This window comes from Parvularcula oceani (assembly GCF_000733125.1).
Lineage (GTDB): Bacteria > Pseudomonadota > Alphaproteobacteria > Caulobacterales > Parvularculaceae > Parvularcula > Parvularcula oceani.
Genome location: NZ_JPHU01000018.1, coordinates 19264 through 39658, shown reverse-complemented (window position 1 = coordinate 39658; position 20395 = coordinate 19264). Strand labels below are relative to the sequence as shown.

21 protein-coding genes are annotated in these 20395 nt (G+C 65.7%); 10 read left to right on the top strand and 11 right to left on the bottom strand.

Annotated features, from left to right (window positions below):
- The 4 genes from IE88_RS0115085 to lspA form a co-directional block, all read left to right on the top strand.
- The coding region (locus IE88_RS0115085) for a multicopper oxidase family protein (protein WP_031556152.1) at positions 1-1394 on the top strand (1394 nt) is incomplete at its 5' end.
- 67 nt (positions 1395-1461) lie between these two features.
- Entirely contained in the window at positions 1462-3102 is a 1641-nt protein-coding gene (locus IE88_RS0115080) for an acetolactate synthase large subunit (protein ID WP_031556149.1), read from the top strand.
- Positions 3099-4493: an aldehyde dehydrogenase family protein gene (locus IE88_RS0115075; RefSeq protein ID WP_031556146.1), complete on the top strand. Its 1395-nt coding sequence runs from the start codon at positions 3099-3101 to the stop codon at positions 4491-4493. Before IE88_RS0115080 ends, IE88_RS0115075 begins: the two co-directional genes overlap by 4 nt.
- Before the next feature lie 200 nt (positions 4494-4693).
- Positions 4694-5179: a signal peptidase II gene (lspA, locus tag IE88_RS0115070; RefSeq protein WP_036767462.1), complete on the top strand. Its 486-nt coding sequence runs from the start codon at positions 4694-4696 to the stop codon at positions 5177-5179.
- A 75-nt stretch (positions 5180-5254) separates the two neighbouring features.
- Here lspA and IE88_RS0115065 read toward each other — a convergent pair whose 3' ends face one another.
- Entirely contained in the window at positions 5255-6919 is a 1665-nt protein-coding gene (locus IE88_RS0115065; RefSeq protein ID WP_081871725.1) for an ABC transporter permease, read from the bottom strand.
- Between the two features lie 91 nt (positions 6920-7010).
- On the opposite strand from IE88_RS0115065, the gene IE88_RS0115060 reads away from it, so the two are divergent.
- Both IE88_RS0115060 and IE88_RS0115055 read left to right on the top strand, forming a co-directional pair.
- Positions 7011-8138 (top strand): ABC transporter ATP-binding protein, encoded by a 1128-nt coding sequence (locus IE88_RS0115060; protein WP_081871724.1) that lies wholly within the window; start codon positions 7011-7013, stop codon positions 8136-8138.
- Between the two features lie 81 nt (positions 8139-8219).
- On the top strand, positions 8220-9275 hold the full coding sequence (locus IE88_RS0115055; RefSeq protein ID WP_031556135.1) for a Fe(3+) ABC transporter substrate-binding protein: 1056 nt from the start codon (positions 8220-8222) through the stop codon (positions 9273-9275).
- A 15-nt stretch (positions 9276-9290) separates the two neighbouring features.
- On the opposite strand, the gene IE88_RS0115050 is transcribed toward IE88_RS0115055, so the two are convergent.
- Positions 9291-9968, bottom strand: coding sequence for a Fe2+-dependent dioxygenase (locus IE88_RS0115050; RefSeq protein WP_031556132.1), 678 nt, complete (start codon positions 9966-9968; stop codon positions 9291-9293).
- A gap of 80 nt (positions 9969-10048) precedes the next feature.
- On the opposite strand from IE88_RS0115050, the gene IE88_RS0115045 reads away from it, so the two are divergent.
- Complete coding sequence (locus IE88_RS0115045) at positions 10049-10870, top strand: hypothetical protein (protein WP_031556129.1); 822 nt, start codon at positions 10049-10051, stop codon at positions 10868-10870.
- Positions 10871-11110: 240 nt separating this feature from the next.
- Here IE88_RS0115045 and IE88_RS17620 read toward each other — a convergent pair whose 3' ends face one another.
- From IE88_RS17620 to IE88_RS0115025, 4 genes are all read right to left on the bottom strand, one after another.
- Positions 11111-11938 (bottom strand): CopD family protein, encoded by an 828-nt coding sequence (locus IE88_RS17620; protein WP_162178366.1) that lies wholly within the window; start codon positions 11936-11938, stop codon positions 11111-11113.
- Positions 11939-11941: 3 nt separating this feature from the next.
- A complete protein-coding gene (locus IE88_RS0115035; RefSeq protein WP_031556124.1) occupies positions 11942-12301 on the bottom strand; it encodes a copper resistance CopC family protein in 360 nt (119 codons plus the stop codon).
- Between the two features lie 410 nt (positions 12302-12711).
- On the bottom strand, positions 12712-14757 hold the full coding sequence (locus IE88_RS0115030) for a type IV secretion system DNA-binding domain-containing protein (protein ID WP_051882344.1): 2046 nt from the start codon (positions 14755-14757) through the stop codon (positions 12712-12714).
- A complete protein-coding gene (locus IE88_RS0115025) occupies positions 14754-15062 on the bottom strand; it encodes a hypothetical protein (RefSeq protein ID WP_031556119.1) in 309 nt (102 codons plus the stop codon). Before IE88_RS0115025 ends, IE88_RS0115030 begins: the two co-directional genes overlap by 4 nt.
- Positions 15063-15485: 423 nt before the next feature.
- On the opposite strand from IE88_RS0115025, the gene IE88_RS0115020 reads away from it, so the two are divergent.
- Positions 15486-15806, top strand: a complete 321-nt coding sequence (locus IE88_RS0115020; protein WP_031556116.1) for a DUF6437 family protein — start codon at positions 15486-15488, stop codon at positions 15804-15806.
- Between the two features lie 10 nt (positions 15807-15816).
- On the opposite strand, the gene IE88_RS17615 is transcribed toward IE88_RS0115020, so the two are convergent.
- From IE88_RS17615 to arsB, 5 genes are all read right to left on the bottom strand, one after another.
- Complete coding sequence (locus tag IE88_RS17615) at positions 15817-16254, bottom strand: single-stranded DNA-binding protein (protein WP_051882343.1); 438 nt, start codon at positions 16252-16254, stop codon at positions 15817-15819.
- Positions 16255-16408: 154 nt separating this feature from the next.
- Positions 16409-16612 (bottom strand): hypothetical protein, encoded by a 204-nt coding sequence (locus IE88_RS0115010; protein WP_031556112.1) that lies wholly within the window; start codon positions 16610-16612, stop codon positions 16409-16411.
- A 559-nt stretch (positions 16613-17171) separates the two neighbouring features.
- Entirely contained in the window at positions 17172-17972 is an 801-nt protein-coding gene (gene arsH, locus IE88_RS0115005; RefSeq protein WP_081871722.1) for an arsenical resistance protein ArsH, read from the bottom strand.
- Entirely contained in the window at positions 17969-18409 is a 441-nt protein-coding gene (locus tag IE88_RS0115000; RefSeq protein WP_031556106.1) for an arsenate reductase family protein, read from the bottom strand. The genes arsH and IE88_RS0115000 overlap by 4 nt, the downstream gene beginning before the upstream one ends.
- The gene (arsB, locus tag IE88_RS0114995) at positions 18406-19431 is read right to left on the bottom strand and encodes an ACR3 family arsenite efflux transporter (RefSeq protein ID WP_031556103.1); all 1026 of its coding nucleotides are present in this window, start codon (positions 19429-19431) and stop codon (positions 18406-18408) included. The genes IE88_RS0115000 and arsB overlap by 4 nt, the downstream gene beginning before the upstream one ends.
- A gap of 101 nt (positions 19432-19532) precedes the next feature.
- On the opposite strand from arsB, the gene IE88_RS0114990 reads away from it, so the two are divergent.
- Together IE88_RS0114990 and IE88_RS18430 are read left to right on the top strand one after the other, a co-directional pair.
- Complete coding sequence (locus IE88_RS0114990) at positions 19533-19880, top strand: ArsR/SmtB family transcription factor (protein WP_031556100.1); 348 nt, start codon at positions 19533-19535, stop codon at positions 19878-19880.
- Between the two features lie 171 nt (positions 19881-20051).
- Positions 20052-20342, top strand: coding sequence for a hypothetical protein (locus IE88_RS18430; RefSeq protein ID WP_031556097.1), 291 nt, complete (start codon positions 20052-20054; stop codon positions 20340-20342).
- Positions 20343-20395: the final 53 nt, after the last annotated feature.

Below are 20395 nucleotides of genomic sequence, written 5' to 3'. Positions count from 1 at the left end.
ATCTGCAGGAAGGTACCTCGTGCTTCTTCGAAGGCGTGGACACACCCACGATCGGGATCAATCAGCCATTTCTTGGGCCAACGCTCGAAATGCACGATGGCGACGCCGTGCAAATGAATGTTCGCAGCGCTCTTTCGGAGACCGCGACGGTTCATTGGCATGGCTTTCACTTGCCAGCGCGCGCAGATGGCGGACCGCATCAACCAATTGAGCCAGGAGGCATCTGGAGCGCAGAATTCGACGTTCGCCAGCGTGGTTCGTTGTTCTGGTATCATTCGCATGCTCACCGGCGCTCGGGACCGCAGGTCTACCAGGGTCTCGCTGGGATGATCTATGTCCGCGACAAAGCGACCGAGGCGCTCGACCTTCCGAACGATTACGGTATCGATGACGTACCACTCATCGTACAGGATCGCGCCTTCGCGAGCGATGGAAGCTTCGTCTACTCCACGCGAAGGCACGATGTCATGATGGGAATGACAGGCGACACGATGCTCGTGAACGGCGTCATCGAGCCCGTCTTCGAAGCGAAAACCGACCGCTTGCGGCTACGCCTGCTCAACGGCTCGAACGCGCGTTTCTACCGCTTTGGCTTCGACGATGGCCGCAACTTCCACCAAATCGGCACCGATGGAGGCTTGCTCGCGGCGCCGCTGCGGGTCGATAACGTGGTTCTCGCGCCCGGTGAGCGCGCACAACTGGTTGTAGACGTCAGTGACGGCAGGCCCGTGTCGCTGTTTGCAGACGGTCTCCAAATCATGGGCATGGAAGGCATGGGTCGGGGCATGATGGGCGCCGGGCGCATGCGCGATTCCGACACGTCCATGGGCAATTGGATGATGGGCGACCGTGAGAGGCGCGGCGGCATGAGGGGCGGTGGAATGATGGGTGAGAGGCGCCGATTTACCGTGCTCGACATGCGACCCGCAGAGCGCCGAAGCCAAGCGATCGCGATGCCGCCCAGGCTCGTCTCGTTGCCTCAGATAGATCCCAGCGTTTCCGTGCGTACCCGTCGCTTCGTTCTCGACATGGGGATGGGCATGATGCGCGGAGGCGGCTTCACGATCAACGGAAGATCTATGGACATGCGGCGCATCGACGAGACAGTGAGGGTCGATACCACTGAGATTTGGCAAGTCGAGAACACGTCCATGATGGCGCATCCGTTTCACGTTCATGATGTACAATTCCGTATCATCGACCGGAACGGCGGCTCGCCGGCTGCAGCGGAGCGAGGTTTCAAGGATACGGTCGTCGTACGTCCCGGCGAGGTCGTACGCCTCCTCCTGCGATTCGAAGACTATGCCGATCCAGATCTGCCCTACATGTATCACTGCCACATCCTCGAACACGAGGATGCTGGGATGATGGGACAATTCGTCGTCACCGCCTGAGCGAGCGAGAAGGCTGAAGCGATCGTCAATCGGTGCCGACCGACGGCATCCACAAAGGAACCAAACGATGAAAGCATCCGACCTCCTCGTCGCCGCCCTCGAGGCAGAAGGGGTCGAGTACATCTTCGCCGTTCCGGGCGAGGAGAACCTCGACCTTCTGGAGTCTCTGCGCACCTCCTCCATCAAATTGGTCTTGACGCGGCACGAGCAGGGGGCGGGGTTCATGGCGGCGACCTATGGCCGCCTGACAGGGAAAGCCGGCGTGTGCCTAGCGACGTTGGGCCCGGGCGCGACCAACCTTGCGACGCCGGCAGCCTACGCGGCTCTGGGCGCTTTCCCGCTCGTGATGATCACGGGCCAGAAGCCCATCAAGGTCTCGAAGCAAGCGCAGTTCCAGATCGTCGACGTCGTGTCGCTCTTCACGCCCCTCTGCAAGATGGCGAGGCAGGTCGTGAACGGCGACCGCATTCCGTCCCTGGTCCGCGAGGGTTTCAGAAGGGCGCAAGAGGAACGGCCCGGCGCGGTCTTGCTGGAACTGCCCGAGGACATTGCGGACGAGGAGACGTCGGAACCTGTCGTCTCGCCCCATCGCCGACACTACGCCGTAGCGGGGGACGCGGCTCTCGACGAAGCGGCTGAACGCATTCTCGCTGCCGAACGCCCGCTGCTGCTGGTCGGAGCGGGCGCCAACCGGCGCAGCGCCTGTGCCGCGTTGCGCAAGTTCGTAGGCGACACCCAGTTTCCCTTCTTCACCACGCAGATGGGCAAGGGGGTGCTCGACGAGGCGAGTGCGCTCTATCTCGGTACGGCGGCGCTCTCGTCAGGCGACTACGTCCACTGCGCCATCGAGCGTGCGGACCTGATCGTCAACATAGGACATGACGTCGTCGAGAAGCCGCCCTTCTTCATGGAACCAGGCGGGCGCACCGTCATTCACGTCAACTACAAGGCCGCCGAGGTCGATCAGGTCTACTTCCCGCAACTCGAGGTGATCGGCGACATCGCCGGATCGGTCGAGCGGTTGGGCGAGCGGCTTCGCGGCAGACGACCATGCGACGCAGCCGCCTACGCCAACGTCCACGAAGACATCGCCGCCCACATTCGCCGGGGCAGCGACGACAGCCGCTTTCCGATGGTGCCGCAGCGCATCGTCGCTGACGTGCGCGCGGTCATGGGCAGAGACGACGTCGTCGCGCTCGACAACGGCATCTACAAGATCTGGTTCGCCCGTAACTACATCGCGCACGAGCCCAACACCGTCCTGCTCGACAACGCCTTAGCGACCATGGGGGCTGGTCTGCCTTCCGCGATGATGGCCGCGATGCTGTCGCCCGATCGCAGAGTGCTCGCCGTGTGCGGCGATGGCGGGTTCATGATGAACTCGCAGGAACTGGAGACCGCCGTCAGGCTAGGGCTCAATGTGGTGGTGCTGATCCTCAACGATGCTGCTTACGGCATGATCCGATGGAAGCAGGAGCAGCTCGGCTTTCCCGATTACGGGTTGAGCTTCGCGAACCCGGACTTCGTGGCTTACGCGCAGAGCTACGGCGCTACCGGCCATCGCATCAGCAGCAGCGAGGCACTGGTTCCAACGCTGAACGAGGCGTTCGAGTCGGGCGGCGTCCACGTCGTGGATCTGCCGGTAGACTACTCCGAGAACCGAAAGGTTCTGATCGACGAACTCGGCGCTAAGGATTGTCCGCAATGACCTGGCAGGTGCTCAACCCGTTCGACCAGCAGCCCATCGGCAGCGTAGCGCTGGTCGATTGGCCACAGATCGATAGTTGGCTCGATGAAGCGGACGCTCTTCATGCCGATCTGAACGCGCGGCTTCCTGTCCACAGACGGATCACCATCCTGCAGCGCGCGAGCGCGCTGATGCGCGAGCGTGCTGAGGCGCTGGCAAATCAAATCGCGCGCGAGGGCGGCAAGCCCATCGCGGACGCGAGGGTTGAGACCACGCGTGCCATTCAGAGCGTCGAGCTGTGCGTGCATGAGCTCTTCGCCAGCGGGGGCCGGGAGATCCCCATGGACCTGACCGAAGCGGGGGCGGGACGCAAAGCCTTCACCTTCCGCGAGCCGATCGGACCAGTCGTCGCGATATCGGCCTTCAACCACCCGCTCAACTTGATCGTTCATCAGGTGGGACCGGCGGTCGCGGCCGGCTGCCCGGTCTTGGTGAAGCCGGCCAAGGAAACACCGTTGTCCTGCCGGAGCTTCGTCGAGATCCTGTACGAAGCGGGTCTCGAAGAACGTTGGTGCCGCTTCGCGCCGTGCGAGGACGATGTCGCGCAGCGGATGGTCACGGACCCACGAACGGCGTTCTTCTCCTTCATCGGGTCCGCCAGAGTGGGCTGGATGCTGCGGTCCAAACTCGCGCCGGGCACGCGTCTCGCCCTGGAGCACGGGGGCGCGGCGCCGGTGATCGTCGACGAGGGGGTGCGACGTGACGCGGTGATCCCGGCTTTGCTGAAGGGCGGGTTCTACCATTCTGGGCAGGTATGCGTATCGGTCCAGCGCGTGTTCGTCCCGCAAGCCGAGCTGGCGGACTTCGCCGCCGCGCTCGGTGCTGGTGCCGAGGCGCTCATCGTCGGTGACCCGATCCAGGACGAGACCCAATGCGGCCCCCTCATCCGTGCTACGGAAGTCGACCGCGTCGAAGCCTGGGTCGATGCGGCCGTGGAAGCCGGCGCTGACGTCGCCGCCGGAGGTCAGCGCATCGGCGCTACCCTCTACCCTCCCACGGTCCTGGTGGATCCTCCCTGGGACGCGCGGGTCTCGCGTGAGGAGGTCTTCGGTCCCGTGATCTGCGTCTACGGGTACGACGCGCTCGACGCAGCGATCGACCAAGCGAACGACCTGCCCTACGCCTTTCAGGCGGCCGTTTTCGCCGATCGGTCAAGCATTGCCAACCGTTGCGTGAAAGCGCTCGCCGCTTCGACCGTACTGGTCAACGACCACACCGCGTTTCGGGTCGATTGGATGCCATTCGCCGGCCGCCGACAGTCGGGTTTGGGAACAGGCGGTATCGGCTATACCATGGAAGACATGACGCAGGAGAAGCTCGTTATCGAGAAGACGCTCGGAACACCTGCGTAGCCGGGCCTTCCCAGACCGTTCGTGAGCTACGTCTCAAATAAGGGAAAGGCCGGTCCATCGATAACCCTGCATGGCGGGGCGCCTGGCATGATTGCTTAAGGCTGTTCCGCAACGAGGTTTCCCGGGTCGGCGGCGAGTTCGAAGAACGGAGACAGCGATCCAAGCATGAGTTCATTCTTTCCAATTGATTGGTGTACTGTATGAGTCGACCACGCCAAATCGCTGGTCTCTCGATCGTCATCGCCGCGATGGCGTTCGACCTGCTGACCAAGTGGTACGTCGAGGAATACCTCGTAGGAATTGGCGGATCGCTGGATGTGTTTCGGTTCTTCGGCCTACGGTTGGGACACAATCGCGGCGTCACCTTCGGCTTGTTCAGTTCGGAAGGGAGTTTCGCGCCGGTCGTACTAGCGGCGCTGGCCTTTGCCGTGTCTGCTTACCTCGTATACCGTATCTTGCGGTCTGCGACGTGGCGTCAAGCGGTGCCGTTCGCGATGATCGCCGGCGGTGCTTTGGGGAATGCCTTCGATCGTCTCGGCGATGGTGCCGTGACGGATTTCCTCGACGTGCATGCCTCCGGGTACCATTGGCCTACGTTCAACTTCGCGGATGTGTTCATCGTGGCCGGCGTCCTGTTCATTCTGTTCGAGACGGTTGTCGGACAAGAAGAAGACGGTTCGCATTGAACGTGCCCGCTGCTTCATCGCCGTACCGAGAAACTCTGCCCCAGGAGATCGTTTCGAGGCACGAACATGATCACGCTAACGGCGGATGCCGTTAAGGAGCGCGACCGGCAACATGCCGACGGCGATGATGAGAAGCGCCGCAGTGGACGACTCGGCCAGGCGCTCATCGCTCGCCAAGCGGTAGACGCGGGTGGCCAGCGTCTCGAAGTCGAAGGGACGCAGCATCAGCGTGGCGGGGAGCTCGCGCATGACGTCCACGAAGACGAGGCTCGCCGCCGCGAGGATGCTGGGCGCCAGCAGCGGAATGTGCACGCGCCACGCGAGTTTGGCGGGTGTCGCGCCGAGCGAACGCGCCGCCGCGTCGAGCGAGGGCGGCACCTTTTCGAAACCCGCGCCGACGGCGTTGTAGGAAACAGTCAGAAAACGGACGGTCAGCGCGTAGGTCAGAAGGGCGATCGAGCCTGTAAGCAGCAGGCCGTGGTCGATGCCAGTCACCTCTCGCGACAACCGCGTCAGCCAGCGGTCGAAACTTCCCAGTGGTGACAGCAGGCCGACGGCGAGGAGCGTGCCGGGCAAGGCGTAGCCGAGCGTGGCGAGGCGAAGAGCGCCGCGCTTGGCCCGCCCCAAAACGCCGCGCTTTTGCGCGCGGCGCTCCGCGTAGCCGAGAAGCAGAGCGGTCGCCGTAGCGATGCCTGCCGTGATGACGGCGATGCTGACGCTGTTCCCAGCGTAGCCGAGCAGCGTCCCGAACGCCATGCGGTCCCCACCAGCCAGCGCCAGCCAAGCGAGCCGCGAGACCGGAACCACGAAACCGAGAAGGATAGGCAGGGCGCAGGCGATCATGGCGAGGGCTGCGTGCCGAGGGGACAAGGTGAAGGGCGGCGCACCCTCGGATAGGCGGTCACGGCTCGTCACTTCGCCGCGGCGGCTCGCGGCCTCGACCGCGACGAGTGCGGCCACGAAGATGAGCAGGATGCCGGCGAGCTGGAGCGCGCCTTGCCGGTCGCCGAGGGCCAGCCAAGTGCGAAAGATCCCCGTGCTGAAGGTCGGGATGGCGAAGTAGTCCGCGACCCCGAAGTCCGCCAACGTCTCCATCAAGACGAGCGCGAGACCGCCCACGATCGCCGGACGCGCGCCGGGCAGGGCGACGCGCCGGAACGCCGAAGCGGGGCTCGCCCCGAGGCTGCGCGCGGCGAGGAACTGACTGCGGCTCTGCGCGCTGAAGGCGGCGCGGGCGAGCAGGTAGATGTAAGGGTAGAGCACCAAGGCGAGCATCAACCCGGCGCCGGGAAGGCTGCGAACGGGCGGGACCCAGGCCGAGCCGTCCGCCCCGAACGCGGCGCGAAGCGCGGTCTGGACCGGTCCGGTGAAGGCGAGAAGGTCGGTGTAGACGTAGGCCACGAGGTAGGCCGGCGCGGCGAGAGGCAGGACGAGCAACCAGGAGAAGAGCGCTCGGCCAGGAAAGGTCATAGCCGTCGTCAGCCATGCCGTGCCCACGCCGATCGCGGTCGCCAGGACGCCGACGATCAGGACCAGGCCGCCGGTGTTGAGGAGGTAGTCCGGCAGGACGACCGAGCTGGCGCCGACGATCTCGTCTGGCCGGCCGAACCCGCCCCACAGGATCGCCAGGATCGGAAGGCAGGCGAGCGCGGCGACGACGGCTGTTCCGATGCCTGCCCAGGACAGGCGTCCCGTCTCCCCCGCGGCCTCGACGTAAACGCGATTGAGAACCCTTTGCATATCGGCGCGCTACCACGGTATGCGGGGGGTGCCCAGAAGGGGCGGACCGCTTCTCGGGCGCCTAGACGGCCCCGCCAGTCAAGAGTGCCGAATGAGTCTCGAGATTGCAGGGATCAGTCATGACTATGGCAGCGGACCGGTCCTGCGATCGGTATCGCTGTCGGCTGAGGCAGGAGAAGTCACATGTCTTCTGGGCGCGTCGGGCTGCGGCAAGACCACGCTGCTTCGCTTGATCGCCGGGACGCTCGCCGTTCAGACTGGCAAGATCGAGCTGGGCGGCACGCTGCTCGCCTCGCCCCGGCGCAACCCGCCGCCGGAGAAGCGACCGGTCGGCCTTGTATTTCAGGAGGGTGCGCTTTTTCCCCACCTGACCGTGGCGCAGAACGTCGCCTTCGGTCTGCCCGGCGGGCTGAGCCGGAACGCCGAGCAGGTGGATCGCCTTCTGTTTCGGATCGGTCTCGCCGACAAGGCGCAAGCTTATCCGAACGCGCTCTCCGGCGGGCAACAGCAACGGGTCGCCCTGGCCCGCGCCTTAGCACCGTCACCGAAAGTGGTGCTGCTCGACGAACCCTTCGCCAGCGTCGACGTCGTCAGGCGGCGCGAGCTGCGCGAGGCCACGCGCCGCACGCTGCGCGAAAGGGGCGCGATCTCGATCCTCGTCACGCACGATCCCGAAGAGGCAATGAGGATGAGCGACAAGGTCGCCGTCATGGCGGATGGACGCATCGTTCAGGCAGGGACGCCGCGACAGCTCTACGACGAGCCCGCAACCGCTGGCGTCGGCACCCTGTTCGGCGAGGGGCAGGTCGTCAGGGCACGCCTCTGCGATGATGCTCTGCAAACACCCTTCGGGCCTTGGCCGTTGGCATCGCTCGACGCGATCCCGCGGACGGATGATTGCGACGTTCTTGTACGGCCGGACTCGTTGTCCGTGCGGCGCGGGGCTTCGTCCGCCATCGCCGAAGACGTGCGTTTCGTCGGGCGAAGCACGCGGGTGACCGTCCGCGCCGCGACTGGCGAGCGGCTGAACGCCGACCTCGACCCGGCTCAAGAGGTTTCCATCGGCGACGAGGTGATGGTCCGCCCATCGGCCAGAAGCGCCCGTGCCTACGCCGCTTCGCCCGGGCACGGCTCGATCCGGCCGAACGTCGGTGGGCAGCCTTCTGCGCTTGCGCGCGCCGGGACGCCGACGGACGAATGGGCCGCCGCCGCCGACTAGGCGAGGTGTGTGAACGGAAGGGTTTGCGCGCCAGCTCGACTAGGTGATAGTGCTTCTCAAGAACAAGTTGGGACGACTCTCATGCCAAGGCCGATCTTGCCGAATGCCCGCGTCGCTCTCTCCTTCGGCCTCGTCGGCCTTTGCGTCGCGTTGGCCGCTTTGACGAGCGGACGGGCCGACGCCGCCGAGGAGGTGAACGTCTATTCCTCTCGGCACTACGACACCGACCTTGCGCTCTACGAGGAGTTCACCGAGGCCACTGGGATCGAGGTGAACCTGCTCGAAGCGGGCGCGGACGTCCTCATCCAACGTATTCAGTCAGAGGGCGAGTTCAGCCCCGGCGACGTGCTGATCACGGTGGACGCCGGCCGTCTTTGGCGCGCGGAGGAGGCCGGGCTGTTCGCACCTGTTGCTTCCGACCTGCTGAAAGAACGGCTGCCCGCCGCGTTGCGCCATCCCGACGGCTTGTGGTTCGGCCTGTCCACCCGCGCCCGGGTCATCATCTACGATGCGTCCGAAGGCTGGCCCCAGGGCCTCGACAGCTATGCGGACCTCGCCGACCCGGCGTTCCGCGGCCAGGTCTGCATCCGCTCCTCGTCCAACATCTACAACATCTCGCTCCTCGCTTCGATCATCGAGCACGAGGGAGCCGAAGGGGCCGAAGACTGGGCGGAGGGCGTCGTGGCGAACTTCGCGCGCCGGCCGCAAGGCAACGACACGAGCCAGATCGAGGCCGTCGCCTCGGGCGAGTGCCGCATCGCGGTCGTGAATTCCTATTACCTTGCGCGCTACGCAGGCTCGGACGATCCGAAGACCCGCGCCGTCTTCGACAAGATCGGCGTGATCTTCCCGAACCAGGACGGGCGCGGCACGCACGTCAACGTCTCCGGGGCGGGCGTCCTTAAGCACGCGCCGAACCGGGAGAACGCGATCCGCTTCATCGAGTATCTGACGACCGACCGCGCCCAGGCCTACTTCGCCGACGGCAACAACGAGTACCCCGCGGCCAAGGACGCCGACACCTCGTCGGCCGTCGAAGCGCTCGGCAGTTTCGAGGCGGACGAGGTGAACGTGACGGCCCTCGGCGAGAACCAGGCCGAGGCGGTGCGTATCTTCGACCGGGCCGGCTGGCGCTGAAGCCTTTAGGAGCCCTCAGGGCCGTGCCCACATCCTGAGCAAGTTGGCGAGCGTCTTGTCGAGGACGAGCTGCTCGCCCGACCCGTCCGGCAGGCTCTCGCGTAGCGACGCCTGAAGGTTGGCGAGGTCGAAGAGGATGGCCCGTTGCGCGGCGTCTGCGACGAGGCTTTCGATCCAGCCGACGCAGACCGTGCGCGTTCCCTGCGTCACCGTCGCGACCTCGTGCAGCTCGGTCGAGGGGTAGAGGACGAGGTCGCCGGCCTTCGCCTTGATGCGCTGCGTGCCGTCCGCGCCGTGAACGACGAGCTCTCCGCCCTCGTACTCCTCCGGTGGGGTGAGGAAGAGGGTGAAGGAAAGGTCCGTGCGGAGGCGCGCCTCGCCCCGTCCCATCAGCGCGTTGTCGACGTGAGGTCCATAGCCGCCGCCCTCGCCGGTCTGGCTGACGAGAAGGCGCGAGAAGCGGCGAGGCCTCGCGCCGGCGTTCAGGACTGGATGCGCCGACAGGGCGGCGGACAAAGCGTCGCGCAGGCGTCGGCCGACGGGGCTGGAAAGGTCGGCCTGCTTATTTCGCTTCATTCCCCGTGCCTGAGACCCGGCGGTCTCACGTCCGTCGCGCCACTCAAGCCGGGTGAGATCGGCCTGGATCGTCCCGAGCGCGTCCGTAGCCAGGAGTTCAGCGATGGTCAGGATCATGAGATGCCACTGAGAATGGTTTGCAATGGAGCGAGCCCTTTCCTACTAGGGACCCCACGATCGAGACAACGGGCTACGAGATGACGAGGACGACGAAGCGCTGGACGGCTCTGGGACTGAGCACGGCCCTGTTGGGGACGGGCCTCGCGGCCTGCGGAGAAGAGCCAGCCGCGAAACGGACCGAGCAGCCGGCTGCGCAAGGCGAGGCCGAGTTCGCCCCTGAGGCCGTCGCCGACGGCGTGGAGACGCCGCTCGCCGCCGCGTCCGGCGAGATGGGCGAGGGCGGTGAAGGGGAAGGCGAGGGCGGTGCCGGCCACGATATTGGCACCCTGCCGGTCCCGCAACGCCTCGCCTTCATGAGCGGCCATGTCGAGGCTGGCCTCGCGCTCTACCGCGCAGGGAGGCCGGAGATGGCGGCGCGCCACCTCCTGCACCCGATCTCCGAGACGCACGCCGCTGAACGTGCCGGCCTCGATCGGTTGGGCTTCGAGTCTGAGCTGTTCGAGGACGTTTCGGCCGCGCTCGACGAAGGCCGTCCTGCCGCCGAGATCGAACCGCAGCTCACCGCCGCCGAGGAGAACCTCGCCCTCGTCGCCGAACGCGCCGGCGGCGATCCGGCCGAGATCATCCGCTTCCTGATGAACGCGATCGCAGAAGAGTATCAGGTCGCGATCACCGACGGCGCGATTAGCGATCCTGGCGAGTACCAGGACGCCTACGGATTCGCCGTCGTGGCGCGCGACCGCGCCGAACGAATGTCCGACGCGCCAGAGGACCTGATCGCCGCGCTCGAAGAGCTGCTCACCATGTGGCCCGAGGGCGCTGTTCCAGTCGACGACCCGGCCCCAGTGGGACGTGTGCTGGCGCAAGCCTCACAAGTTGGGTTCCGTCTACCGAGCTAGAGCAGTTATCCGTCTATGACGCCGAACCGCGCCGACAGCTCGGCCACCCCCGGCTCGGAGGCCGGGGCAGGCTGTCTGCTCGCCCTTCAGCGCCTCAAGCGCCACCTTCGCCTTGAACTCCGGCTTATGCTGCTTCCGCTTCGTGATCGTCGGTCTCCTTCTCATCGAAGACCGGACGAACCCTCACTGTAGCTTAAGTCCCTGTCCAGGTTCCGGGGAGCACCTGGCCTGTTCCGATCTTCAACCGCCGGACGGGCCGGTGAAGCTCGTGGCGAAGGACAAGGTCCCAACAACCAGCACGAAGAGTACCGCCTCTGCCGTCAGCACTCGGCGGAGGACGATCCGACCGCCAAGGGGGTCGAGGCGGAGACGGCGGGTCACGTGCAGCTTGTTCAAAGCGCCGAGCCCAAGAAGCGCCGTGGCGAGCAAGAGCTTGACGCTGAGTAGGCGGCCATAGGTCGAGCCGAGAACGGCTCCTACGCCCCCAGCGAGGGCCAGAAGCAACCAGATCCCCGTGACGAACAGAACGGGGATCACCCAGAGGGCGACGCTGCTGAACCGCTCCGTCTGCCAGGCGACTCGATCAGGGCTTGTCGGCACGCGTGGCCACAGGGTGAGAGGAGCCACGATCCAGAACCCGGCGATGAGTACATGCGCTGCGACCAGCCACGGAAGGAGACCCGGGGTCTCGAGAGACTGGGTGTGGCCGCCGAGGCCGAACCCCGAAGCCACCGCGAGTGCTGCCAGGACGCCAACGGGCCGCCAAGCGCCCCACGCCGCGGCGATACCGATTACTGCGCCTGCAGCAAACGCAGACAGCGCGCGCGCGTTCCCGGCCCACACGATGGGAAACAGGTCAAAGGCGGAGAATCCGTCCCAGCCGCCCATGACCTGAGCGTTGAGGACCAGAGCCCGAAGTCCGGTGGCGGCGAGGAGGAGAAGGCTAGCGATCAACAGGCCACGTCGTGGCGGCCCGATTTCGAGAGCGTGGTGGAGCGCCAGGCCCACAGTCGCCAGCGCCGTCCCGTAAAGCAGGGCCTTCGACAGGAAGACGACGAGGTCCAGCACCACCTACTGCGTGACGGTGAAGTCAATCGTCCCGCTCATGACATGGCCGTCCTTGGCCATGGCGCGCCAGGTGATCGTGTAGTCGTCGTTCGCCAGTTCCGGCAGAGGGATCGTGTAGCTCTCCGCACGCGTCGTAGACGGCGCGAAATCAACCTCGGCCTCGCCGCTCTTCTGCCCTTGCACAGAAAGCTCGATCAGGATGACCGGCGCGCTGAAGCCGAAGTCGAACGTCTCCGGCGGCGTCGAAATGGAGGATCCATCTTCGATGTTCGACTTAATGATGGTTGTGTGCGCCCAGGCCGAACTCGTGGCGCTGAGGATCATGGAGGCCAAGAGGGCGGGGACGATGGGGCGGATGGGCATCGGAGCCTCGCTTGTTTGAACGGCAACGGCCTACATCTCTGCAGGGATATTGACAATGAAATGGGCTTGCTCGTCGAGAGGCAGAGGCTTTCCCTTTAGAGCTTGCGCACCAACGAGTTGAGCAGCTCGCTTCCGGCTGATCCCCGACGGCACCTGCCGCTGGGAAGCCTGTTGTGGTGAGCGGCCAGAAAGCGCAGAATTGCCGGCAGGGGCTGCGCGTTGAGATCGGCCTGAAGCACGGTTTGAGCATTCGCTCTGGACCACCACGACGTGCTTCCGTTCTCAACAGTCGCCGAGTGATCCTGCTCCGGTTCGGTGGACGCCCATGCTAAGCTCCTGAGTGGTGAGAGGTGTCCAATGATCAAGGGAGAGACCGTGCCGTCGGCGAGGTGGCTCGCCGTGCCACCCCGTCACACGTCCCACTCAGGAAAGCCGAGATCAGCATCGAGATTCCGGGGTGAACGGCTTCGCGGCAGAGCACCTTCCGATCCTGCACAGGACGACGAACCGCGGTCCGGTGCAGTCTCCTCGGCCAACAGCAAGTCCTCGACCGGGTCGGTCTTCCGTTCCGCTCCCTCATCGAAGAGCCGTCCCTGACCGTCATCGCTCTCCCTTGGCCGCTTCGCACCCAACTTCGAGGTTTGCGCCGCCGCAAAAGCGACCGTGGCGTGGCGGGTCCGAGTCCGGGTCACGAGAAGCGACCGATCCTCCCGAGGCAGGAAGGGCGCTGCCACCTCGTCCCGCAAGGTGAGTGGTACCCTGACCTTCGCCAGGGGGAAACCCTCGGGCATCTTCAGGTAGCCTTCGAGGGACCGCAGGTTCATGATCTCCTCGGGGATGACGAGGTGCTCGATCTTCTCCTGACGGGCGACCATCACCCCGTCGCGGATCGTGTTGGCGCCGAAGGAGACGTTCTCGTTCGACTGGGAACGCTCCTGCCGCCCGAGGAAGTCGGCGTACCACTTCGCCGTGTCGGCGTCCGAGGCGGCCAGGATCAGCTTGCTCCGGCAGACCGAGGAGAGGGACTGCGCGCCGTCCGGCCCGTAGATGTCTCTGAGCTGGCTCTGCGCCTGGATGCCGAGGACGAAGGCGGCGCCGAACTGCCGCCCGCGGGCGAGGCCGTCCATGATCGAAGGGAGCTGCTGCAAGGCCGGAAGCTCGTCGATGATGAACCAGATGCGGCGCTTAGGGTTCCGCGGCTGAGACATGAGCGCCCTGACCGCCATGTCCATCCACACCGTGAGGAGGGGTTTCAGCGTCTCGTGCATGTCCGCGCGGGAAGAGAGGAAGACGCAGCCCTCTCGATCCTTATCGGCGACCCACTCCCTGATGGAGAAGGGCGCGCCGCTCTCCGGCAAGAGCCTGAGGCAGTCCAGATAGGTCGCCAGCATCATCCGGACCGAGTTCGTCATGCGCGGCGTGTCAGCTGAGACGATGGCCGCCGCGGGCGTGCCGAGAAAGAAGGGCGCGAGTTGGGTCAGCTCGGCGTTGAGGAGGGTGTCGACGAGGTCCTTGTTCGTGGCCCGCCCGTCCCCGACGAGGAGCTGCGCCGCAGTCGAGAATACCATTCGTGCCGAGTCCGACCAGACGGGGTCCGCCTTCTGGCCCTTCGGGATCATCGCCGCCGCGATCGCGTCGAAGCTCGCCTTCGTCTTCGCTTCCGCGAACACTGACCAGGCAGGCGAGCGGGCGTCGAGCGGGTTGAGGATGACGTCCGTGACCTCGCGGTAGAAGGGCGCGATAAAGCCGCCGGTGAGGTCGAACACTACGGCCCGATCCCCTGCTGCATGGATCTGCTCAAGGAGGGCGAGGATGGCCTGGGTCTTCCCCGAGCCGATCGTCCCCGAGATAGAGGTGTGCTGGACCTCCGAGCCGATCGGGTAGGGGATGCCTGCGAGCTTGTACTGAGTACGTCCCTGCCACTCCTTCCGCCGCGCCGCCGTCCAGCGGTTGTGCGCCGCGATCCGAGCGCGCAGCTCCTTCGCCGAGGCCATGGCCGCGCCGCGCTTGACGTCTGTGCGGGTGAGGCTCGTGCCCCGCGAGGCGAAGAGCGCGACCAGAAGGAGGAAACCGACCCCGCCCGCCGCGCCGCCGATCCAGGACCAGCGGGCGAGCTCGAGCCGGAACGCCCGCTCCTGTTCTGCGACCGCCGGATGGGTGAGGATCTCGGTGACGCCGAAGGGGTGGTGTTCCCCCGACGCCGTCAGCGTGTTGAGCTTCACCTCACGTGCGCCGAGCCGGGCGTAACCCCACGCCTCGTAGCGCTTCATGGCGTAGTGGCGTTCCGCAGGAGTAGTCGTCGCCATGGTCCCGGCCCAGGCGATGACCAGGCTCACCGAGACCATGGCGAGAGCGATGAAGCGCATGACCTGACCGAACATGCGCAGGGTATGGAGGGTGACCTGACCGCCCCGAAGGAAGGTCTTGAGAGGCCCGGAAGGACGGGTCCCGCTCATCGCGCGCCTCCCTTGCGAACCATGGTCCGCTCGGTGAGACGCCGGGCCTCGGCCTCCTCGATGGCTGCGAGGAGCTCGCCCTCGCGGTCGGAGCGGCGGAACAGCTGCTCGATCCCGGCGCGCACCACGAGGAGGTCGCGGGCCACGCGCTCGGGCTCGAAGCCCTCCTGGTCGAGGGCGGTCTCGCAGAGGAACTTCGCCATGCGGGAGGGAGAGAGCCCCGCCGTCCTGGCGAGGTCGTGGAGCCGCTTCTGACGCGCCCGGTTGAGGCGGAACTGGTAGCGGATGTCGTCGGGATGGGTCACGCGGCGCCTCCCGTTCCGAGCACGTTCCGCGGTGACGAAACCACTCCGTGTTCCGACCTGTCGGAACGGGGCGAAGTTTTGTCACCGCCTCTGTGACGCTCCGGGTCAGGAGGCACGCAGTGTAGAGACGCCTCTGTCACCTGCACCCCATCGAGACGCCGCGAGACGGACTTGCCCTCGAACCCGCACGAACACTGACGTTCCGGGCGCCCGGCACTCTGTGCGTCGTGTGTGATACGGCACGGAAGGCCCCTCGGGCCTCTCAGCGGGCATTCGACATCGCTCTCTAAGGTGAGACCCGGCACCCGATCATGATCGGCAAGGGGAGGGTGCGTACTTTCCGCTCTAAACGACGATTGTATCCCCAGACGAACGGTTCCAGGACCCGTAACGTCCCTTTCGAACCCGACGAAGGAGACGCCCATGCCTCGCGCTAGAGACCCAATCGCCGACCTCAAAGCCCACCAGGACCGCCAGGCCGACCTGAAGGCGAAGGAGAAGAAGCTGCGCAGCGACGCAGCGCAGTTCCTCGGCGAGCTGATGATGAAGGCAGGGCTCGATGCGTGGCCTACGAAGGAGTTGCAGGCGTTGATGGAAGGGGCCGCTGCAGCGGGACCGGAGCGCGCACTCGCCGCGCTTCGTTCGAAGGAACAGCTTGCTCCTGCGAGGGGGAGAACGGATCCCCGCTCCGATACGAACGAGACAAGCGAAGGGACTTCGCCGAAGGCGGCAGCGGCGGGATGACGAAGGCTTCTCATCGGACCGCCTCCCGCGCCCCGAAGTCGACGACGTTTTGGCTGTTCATCGTTCCTCGTGCTGCCTCGCCCTTCGGCGCACCGTGTCGCGGATCGAGACCCATGACCTCGTCCGCGACGACGCGGAACACCCGTCGCTTGGTTCTGCCGTCGGCTTCGTAGGTGCCGGTCTCGAGCCGTCCGGAGAGGCCGACGCGGTTCCCCTTCTTCAGGTACGCGGCCGCGAAGCGCGCGGCGGGACCGTCGAAGAGGGTGACGGGGACCCAGTCGGTCTCGATCTCGCCGGTGGACGGGTTCGGTCTCGTCCGTTCGACGGCCAGGTCGAACTGAACGAAAACGCGCCGGGGCTTCACAGCATCCTTAGGCTGCTTGTCGTCGCGATAGGGGGTGACGGAGGGGTCGGCGCCGAGGCGTCTGATCAGGTGGATGTGGTTCACTGCGGGTGCTCCTGTGCTCAGGAGACCGGCCTCGTACCTCGGAAAAGCGCATTAAAGGTATCGGTAGACCGTCGGTTTGGCAATCCTCACCGGCGAGCAAGACCGGCTCGAAGACCGTGCCCCGATGAAGGTCGAGGCACGGCCAAAAGAGGGGTCAGCACCCCTCCCTTCGTTCCTGGCGGAGAAGCTCTAGGCGCTCCGTTAGTGCGGCGAGGTGGGGGGTGCCCCCAACGCCGTACTGGTCGAAGTCCGCCTCGCGGGTCCGGGCGTAGCGGATGGCGCTGTGGAGCTCCTTCTCCGCGACGGCGATCTCCTCGTCCAGGCTGAACAGGCGGGCGGTGTCAAAGGTGATGGTCATGGCGTCGTCTCCTTCCTCTGGTCGACACCGCCGGCCGGAGCCGCACGGCGGACCGGGTCCAGGACGCCGCCCCAGCGGCGCCGCCATGCGGGCGGGACTTGTTGACGGTCGCGGGAACAGCTGCCCACAGCTCGCGCTGAACCCGGACGCGACCGGCAAGAAGTCCCGATCCTGGAGGCGGGCCGACCGCGCGGTGTAGGATGGGGCGTGTCGAGAGAGGGAATGGGTCGGCCCGAAGGGACGACGCCGCTCTGGGATGCGGGAGCATCCCGCCTTCCGGAGGAAGGCGAGTGTGCCGGGTTCTACCCTACGCGCTCGGCCTGCCGGAGACTGCTGAGGCGACGGTCAGGCGCTCCCTATGAGCCGTGTCGTGGTAGGATCGTTGCCTCACCTGACCGGCAGGGCCTGGCCCTAATCGGACGTTGAAGAAGCGCGATCCCACGTCCGGAAAGGGCGTAGGAACCAGACGCTCATGCTGGTGACGTGCCGTCCATTCGTTCTCGCAGGCACGACGGCAGCGATGTCGGCGAGGCCGGTCATTCAGATCCCGACCTCGCGGTCAGATCGACAGATGGTTCACCCGCGCGCTCGTCTCCTCGGCGCTTTCGACGCGTTCGGAGTAGCGGTCCGTCAGCAGCGCCGAACGGCCGCGCACCATCCAGGTGAAGCGGACCAGCTCCTCGCAGACGTCGACGAGGCGCATGTAGAAGGGTGACGGTTTCATCCGTCCCGCCTCGTCGAACTCGGCGAAGGCTTTGGGCACGCTCGACTGGTTGGGGATCGTCACCATCCGCATCCATCGGCCGAGCACGCGCATCTGGTTCAGCGTGTTGAAGCTCTGCGAGCCGCCGGAGACTTGTGCTAAGGCCAGCGTTTTTCCTTGCGTCGGACGCACGCCGCCCAGCGAGAGCGGCAGCCAGTCGATCTGAGCTTTCATGATGCCCGTCATCGCGCCGTGCCGCTCCGGGCTCACCCACATCATGCCTTCGGACCAAGTGGCGAAGTCGCGAAGCTCGGCGACCTTCGGATGATCTGCAGGTTCCCCGTCCTCGAAGGCCGCGTCTGGCAGGGGCAAGCCATCCGGCGAGAAGGTCCGGGTGTCGCAACCGAGGTGCTGCAGCAATCGCGCCGCTTCCTCGCTGAGGAGGCGGGAGTAGGACCGCTCCCGCAGGCTGCCATAGAGGAGCAGAATTCGCGGCGGATGACGCGGATCGCCGGGCCTCGCGAAGTCGTCCGGATCGATCGGCTGCAGAGCGCCGGGGACGAGGTTCGGGAGCTCGGCGTCACGCAGATGCTGCTCAGCCGCCGTTGAGAGTCTGATATCCGTGACGCCCTTTGGCGTACTGTCCGCCTTGCTCATGATTCGTCGTCCCTAAGCTGAACGACCTCGCCATCCTCTTTGGTCCAACTCGCCGGCGGTTCGGTCAGGATCGCCGCGACGCGTTCGCTCGGTCGTGCCAGAACGGCACCGCGGGGTCCTTCGGCGAGCGGACGATTGATCAGGATCGGGTGTGCTGGCATCGCATCGAGGACTCGTTCGGCATCGGCAGCAGGGTCGATGTCCGGCTCCCGAAGGTCCTCGGCGCCGAGGAGGGCTTCGTTGCCCTTGATACGCATCGCCTCCCGCGGCGTGATGCCGGCAGTTGCAAAGAGCTTCGCCAGGCGCTCCCGCGAAGGCGGGGTCTTCAGATACTCGATGATTGACAAACCGGCCCCTGCATCACCGCTTGCCTGCACGATAGCGAGGGCGTTGCGCGAGGTACCGCAGGCTGGGTTGTGATAGAAGGTGATCGTCATGCCGGAACTGCCTCGAAACGTGTACGGGTGCGATTGGCGAAGGCGACGAGCGACAACATCACAGGCACTTCCACCAGGACGCCGACCACCGTCGCGAGTGCGGCCGGCGAGGCCAAGCCGTAGAGGCTGATCGCCACGGCGACGGCCAGCTCGAAGAAGTTCGACGTGCCGATGAGGGCACAGGGCGCGGCGACCCGGTGGGGTACCTTGAGCAAGAAGGCCGCGCCGTAGGCGATAGCGAAGATGCCGTAGGACTGGATCAGGATCGGCACGGCGATCATTGCGATTACGACCGGCCGGTCGAGGATCACCTCGCCCTGGAAGCCGAAGAGAAGGACCACGGTGAGGACGAGGCCAACCGGCCCGGCGGGCTTCAGCCGCTCCGTGTACCGGTCCAGCGCGCCACTGCTGCGCCGCATCAGCGCCCGGCGTGTCAGGAGGCCGGCGGCGAGCGGCACGATCACGTAGAGGAGGACCGAGAGAACGAGCGTCTCCCACGGCACCGGAATGTCGGTTACGCCGAGCAGGAAGGCGACGATAGGCGCGTAGGCGAAGACCATGATCGCGTCGTTCACGCTGACCTGGGCGAGGGTGTAGTTCGCGTCGCCGCGCGTCAGCTGCGACCAGACGAAGACCATCGCCGTGCAGGGGGCCGCGCCGAGAAGGACGAGGCCGGCAATGTAGCCTTCCGCGTCCTCGGGCGGAATCGCGCCGGCGAAGACGCCGCGAAAGAAGATCACGCCGAGCGCGGCCATCGAGAAGGGCTTGATCAGCCAGTTGACCGCGAGAGTGACGAAGAGGCCCCTCGGTTCGTCTTTCACTCGGCACAGTCCGGCGAAGTCGACGCCGAGCATGACGGGGTAGACCATCGCCCAGATCAGGATCGCGACGACCAGGTTCACCTTCGCGACCTCGAGCGCGGCCAGCGCCTCGAACAGGCCGGGTACGATGCGGCCGAGCGCAACGCCGAGCGTGATCGCGAGTACGACCCACAGACTGAGATAACGTTCGAACGGACCCAAAGGCGGCCTCCGAGAGAGACAGCGCCCCTACCGGCGGTCCATCATCGTTTCAACGATCTTCGAACTATGACGTCGTGCGCCGGATCGTCTACGCTGGCAGGATGAAAGCCAATCCCGACCGAGACCGCACCGTCGAGCAACTCTCAGCGCTCGCCCACTCGACCCGCTTCGAGGTGTTCCGTGCTCTTATGCGGGCCGGAAACGAAGGTCTGTCGGCAGGAACGATCGCCGAGTTCTTAGAGATCGCGCCCAACACCCTTTCGAACCACCTCGCGATCTTACAGCGGGCCGGGCTGACCGCGGTGCGACGCGATGGCCGCAGACTGATCTACGCCGCCGAGATCGGCGCGATAACGAGCCTGGTCGAGGCGATGGTCCGAGACTGCTGCGACGGGCATCCGGAGGTCTGCAAGCCGCTTACGAATGCCTCCACGGTCGACTGTTCTTAGACGTTTTCAACGTTTCAACGATAGTTGAATTAATGGAAGGTTTGAAGTAGGCACGGTTCTGTCCGAAAGGACGGGAGGAGAACGACCATGCGATCGACCATAGCAGGCGCCGCTGCGCTTGGACTTGCAGCCTGCGCATCCGGACCGGCCTATGAAGGGCCATCAGGGAACTTGAACGTCGACCTCGACGGGAACGGCCGCTGGTCTATCGACTGCAGAGCGGAGACGGCACGGGGGCGGACCGCACGGGCCCGGCAGCAGGCTCGAGGCAGCCGCGACTTCGGCAAGGTCTTCCTCGACGACGTCGTGACTGCGCGCTGCGAGTACGACGCAGGCGACGCCTCCCTGCGTGTCCAGGTGACCGATGAGGGACTGTCCTGCCCGTTCGGCAGCCACGAAGAAGAATGCGTCGGCGTGTTCGAGGCGAACGCGTCCGGCAGTTTCGAACTCACCGCGCGGTAGTCGAGCGGTGAACCGTCGGCTGACGGCTGCGGTTCTGTCTGTCGCAGCATGGA

Coding starts and splice junctions, on each gene's coding strand:
- IE88_RS0115075 (WP_031556146.1), top strand. CDS start 3,099: ATGACCTGGCAGGTGCTCAACCCGTTCGACCAGCAGCCCATCGGCAGC.
- IE88_RS0115080 (WP_031556149.1), top strand. CDS start 1,462: ATGAAAGCATCCGACCTCCTCGTCGCCGCCCTCGAGGCAGAAGGGGTC.
- IE88_RS0115000 (WP_031556106.1), bottom strand. CDS start 18,409: ATGACGATCACCTTCTATCACAACCCAGCCTGCGGTACCTCGCGCAAC.
- IE88_RS0115030 (WP_051882344.1), bottom strand. CDS start 14,757: ATGAGCGGGACCCGTCCTTCCGGGCCTCTCAAGACCTTCCTTCGGGGC.
- IE88_RS0115065 (WP_081871725.1), bottom strand. CDS start 6,919: ATGCAAAGGGTTCTCAATCGCGTTTACGTCGAGGCCGCGGGGGAGACG.
- IE88_RS0115020 (WP_031556116.1), top strand. CDS start 15,486: ATGCCTCGCGCTAGAGACCCAATCGCCGACCTCAAAGCCCACCAGGAC.
- IE88_RS0114990 (WP_031556100.1), top strand. CDS start 19,533: ATGAAAGCCAATCCCGACCGAGACCGCACCGTCGAGCAACTCTCAGCG.
- IE88_RS0115045 (WP_031556129.1), top strand. CDS start 10,049: ATGACGAGGACGACGAAGCGCTGGACGGCTCTGGGACTGAGCACGGCC.
- IE88_RS0115035 (WP_031556124.1), bottom strand. CDS start 12,301: ATGCCCATCCGCCCCATCGTCCCCGCCCTCTTGGCCTCCATGATCCTC.
- IE88_RS0115010 (WP_031556112.1), bottom strand. CDS start 16,612: ATGACCATCACCTTTGACACCGCCCGCCTGTTCAGCCTGGACGAGGAG.
- IE88_RS0115050 (WP_031556132.1), bottom strand. CDS start 9,968: ATGATCCTGACCATCGCTGAACTCCTGGCTACGGACGCGCTCGGGACG.
- IE88_RS0115055 (WP_031556135.1), top strand. CDS start 8,220: ATGCCAAGGCCGATCTTGCCGAATGCCCGCGTCGCTCTCTCCTTCGGC.
- IE88_RS0115060 (WP_081871724.1), top strand. CDS start 7,011: ATGAGTCTCGAGATTGCAGGGATCAGTCATGACTATGGCAGCGGACCG.
- arsH (WP_081871722.1), bottom strand. CDS start 17,972: ATGAGCAAGGCGGACAGTACGCCAAAGGGCGTCACGGATATCAGACTC.
- lspA (WP_036767462.1), top strand. CDS start 4,694: ATGAGTCGACCACGCCAAATCGCTGGTCTCTCGATCGTCATCGCCGCG.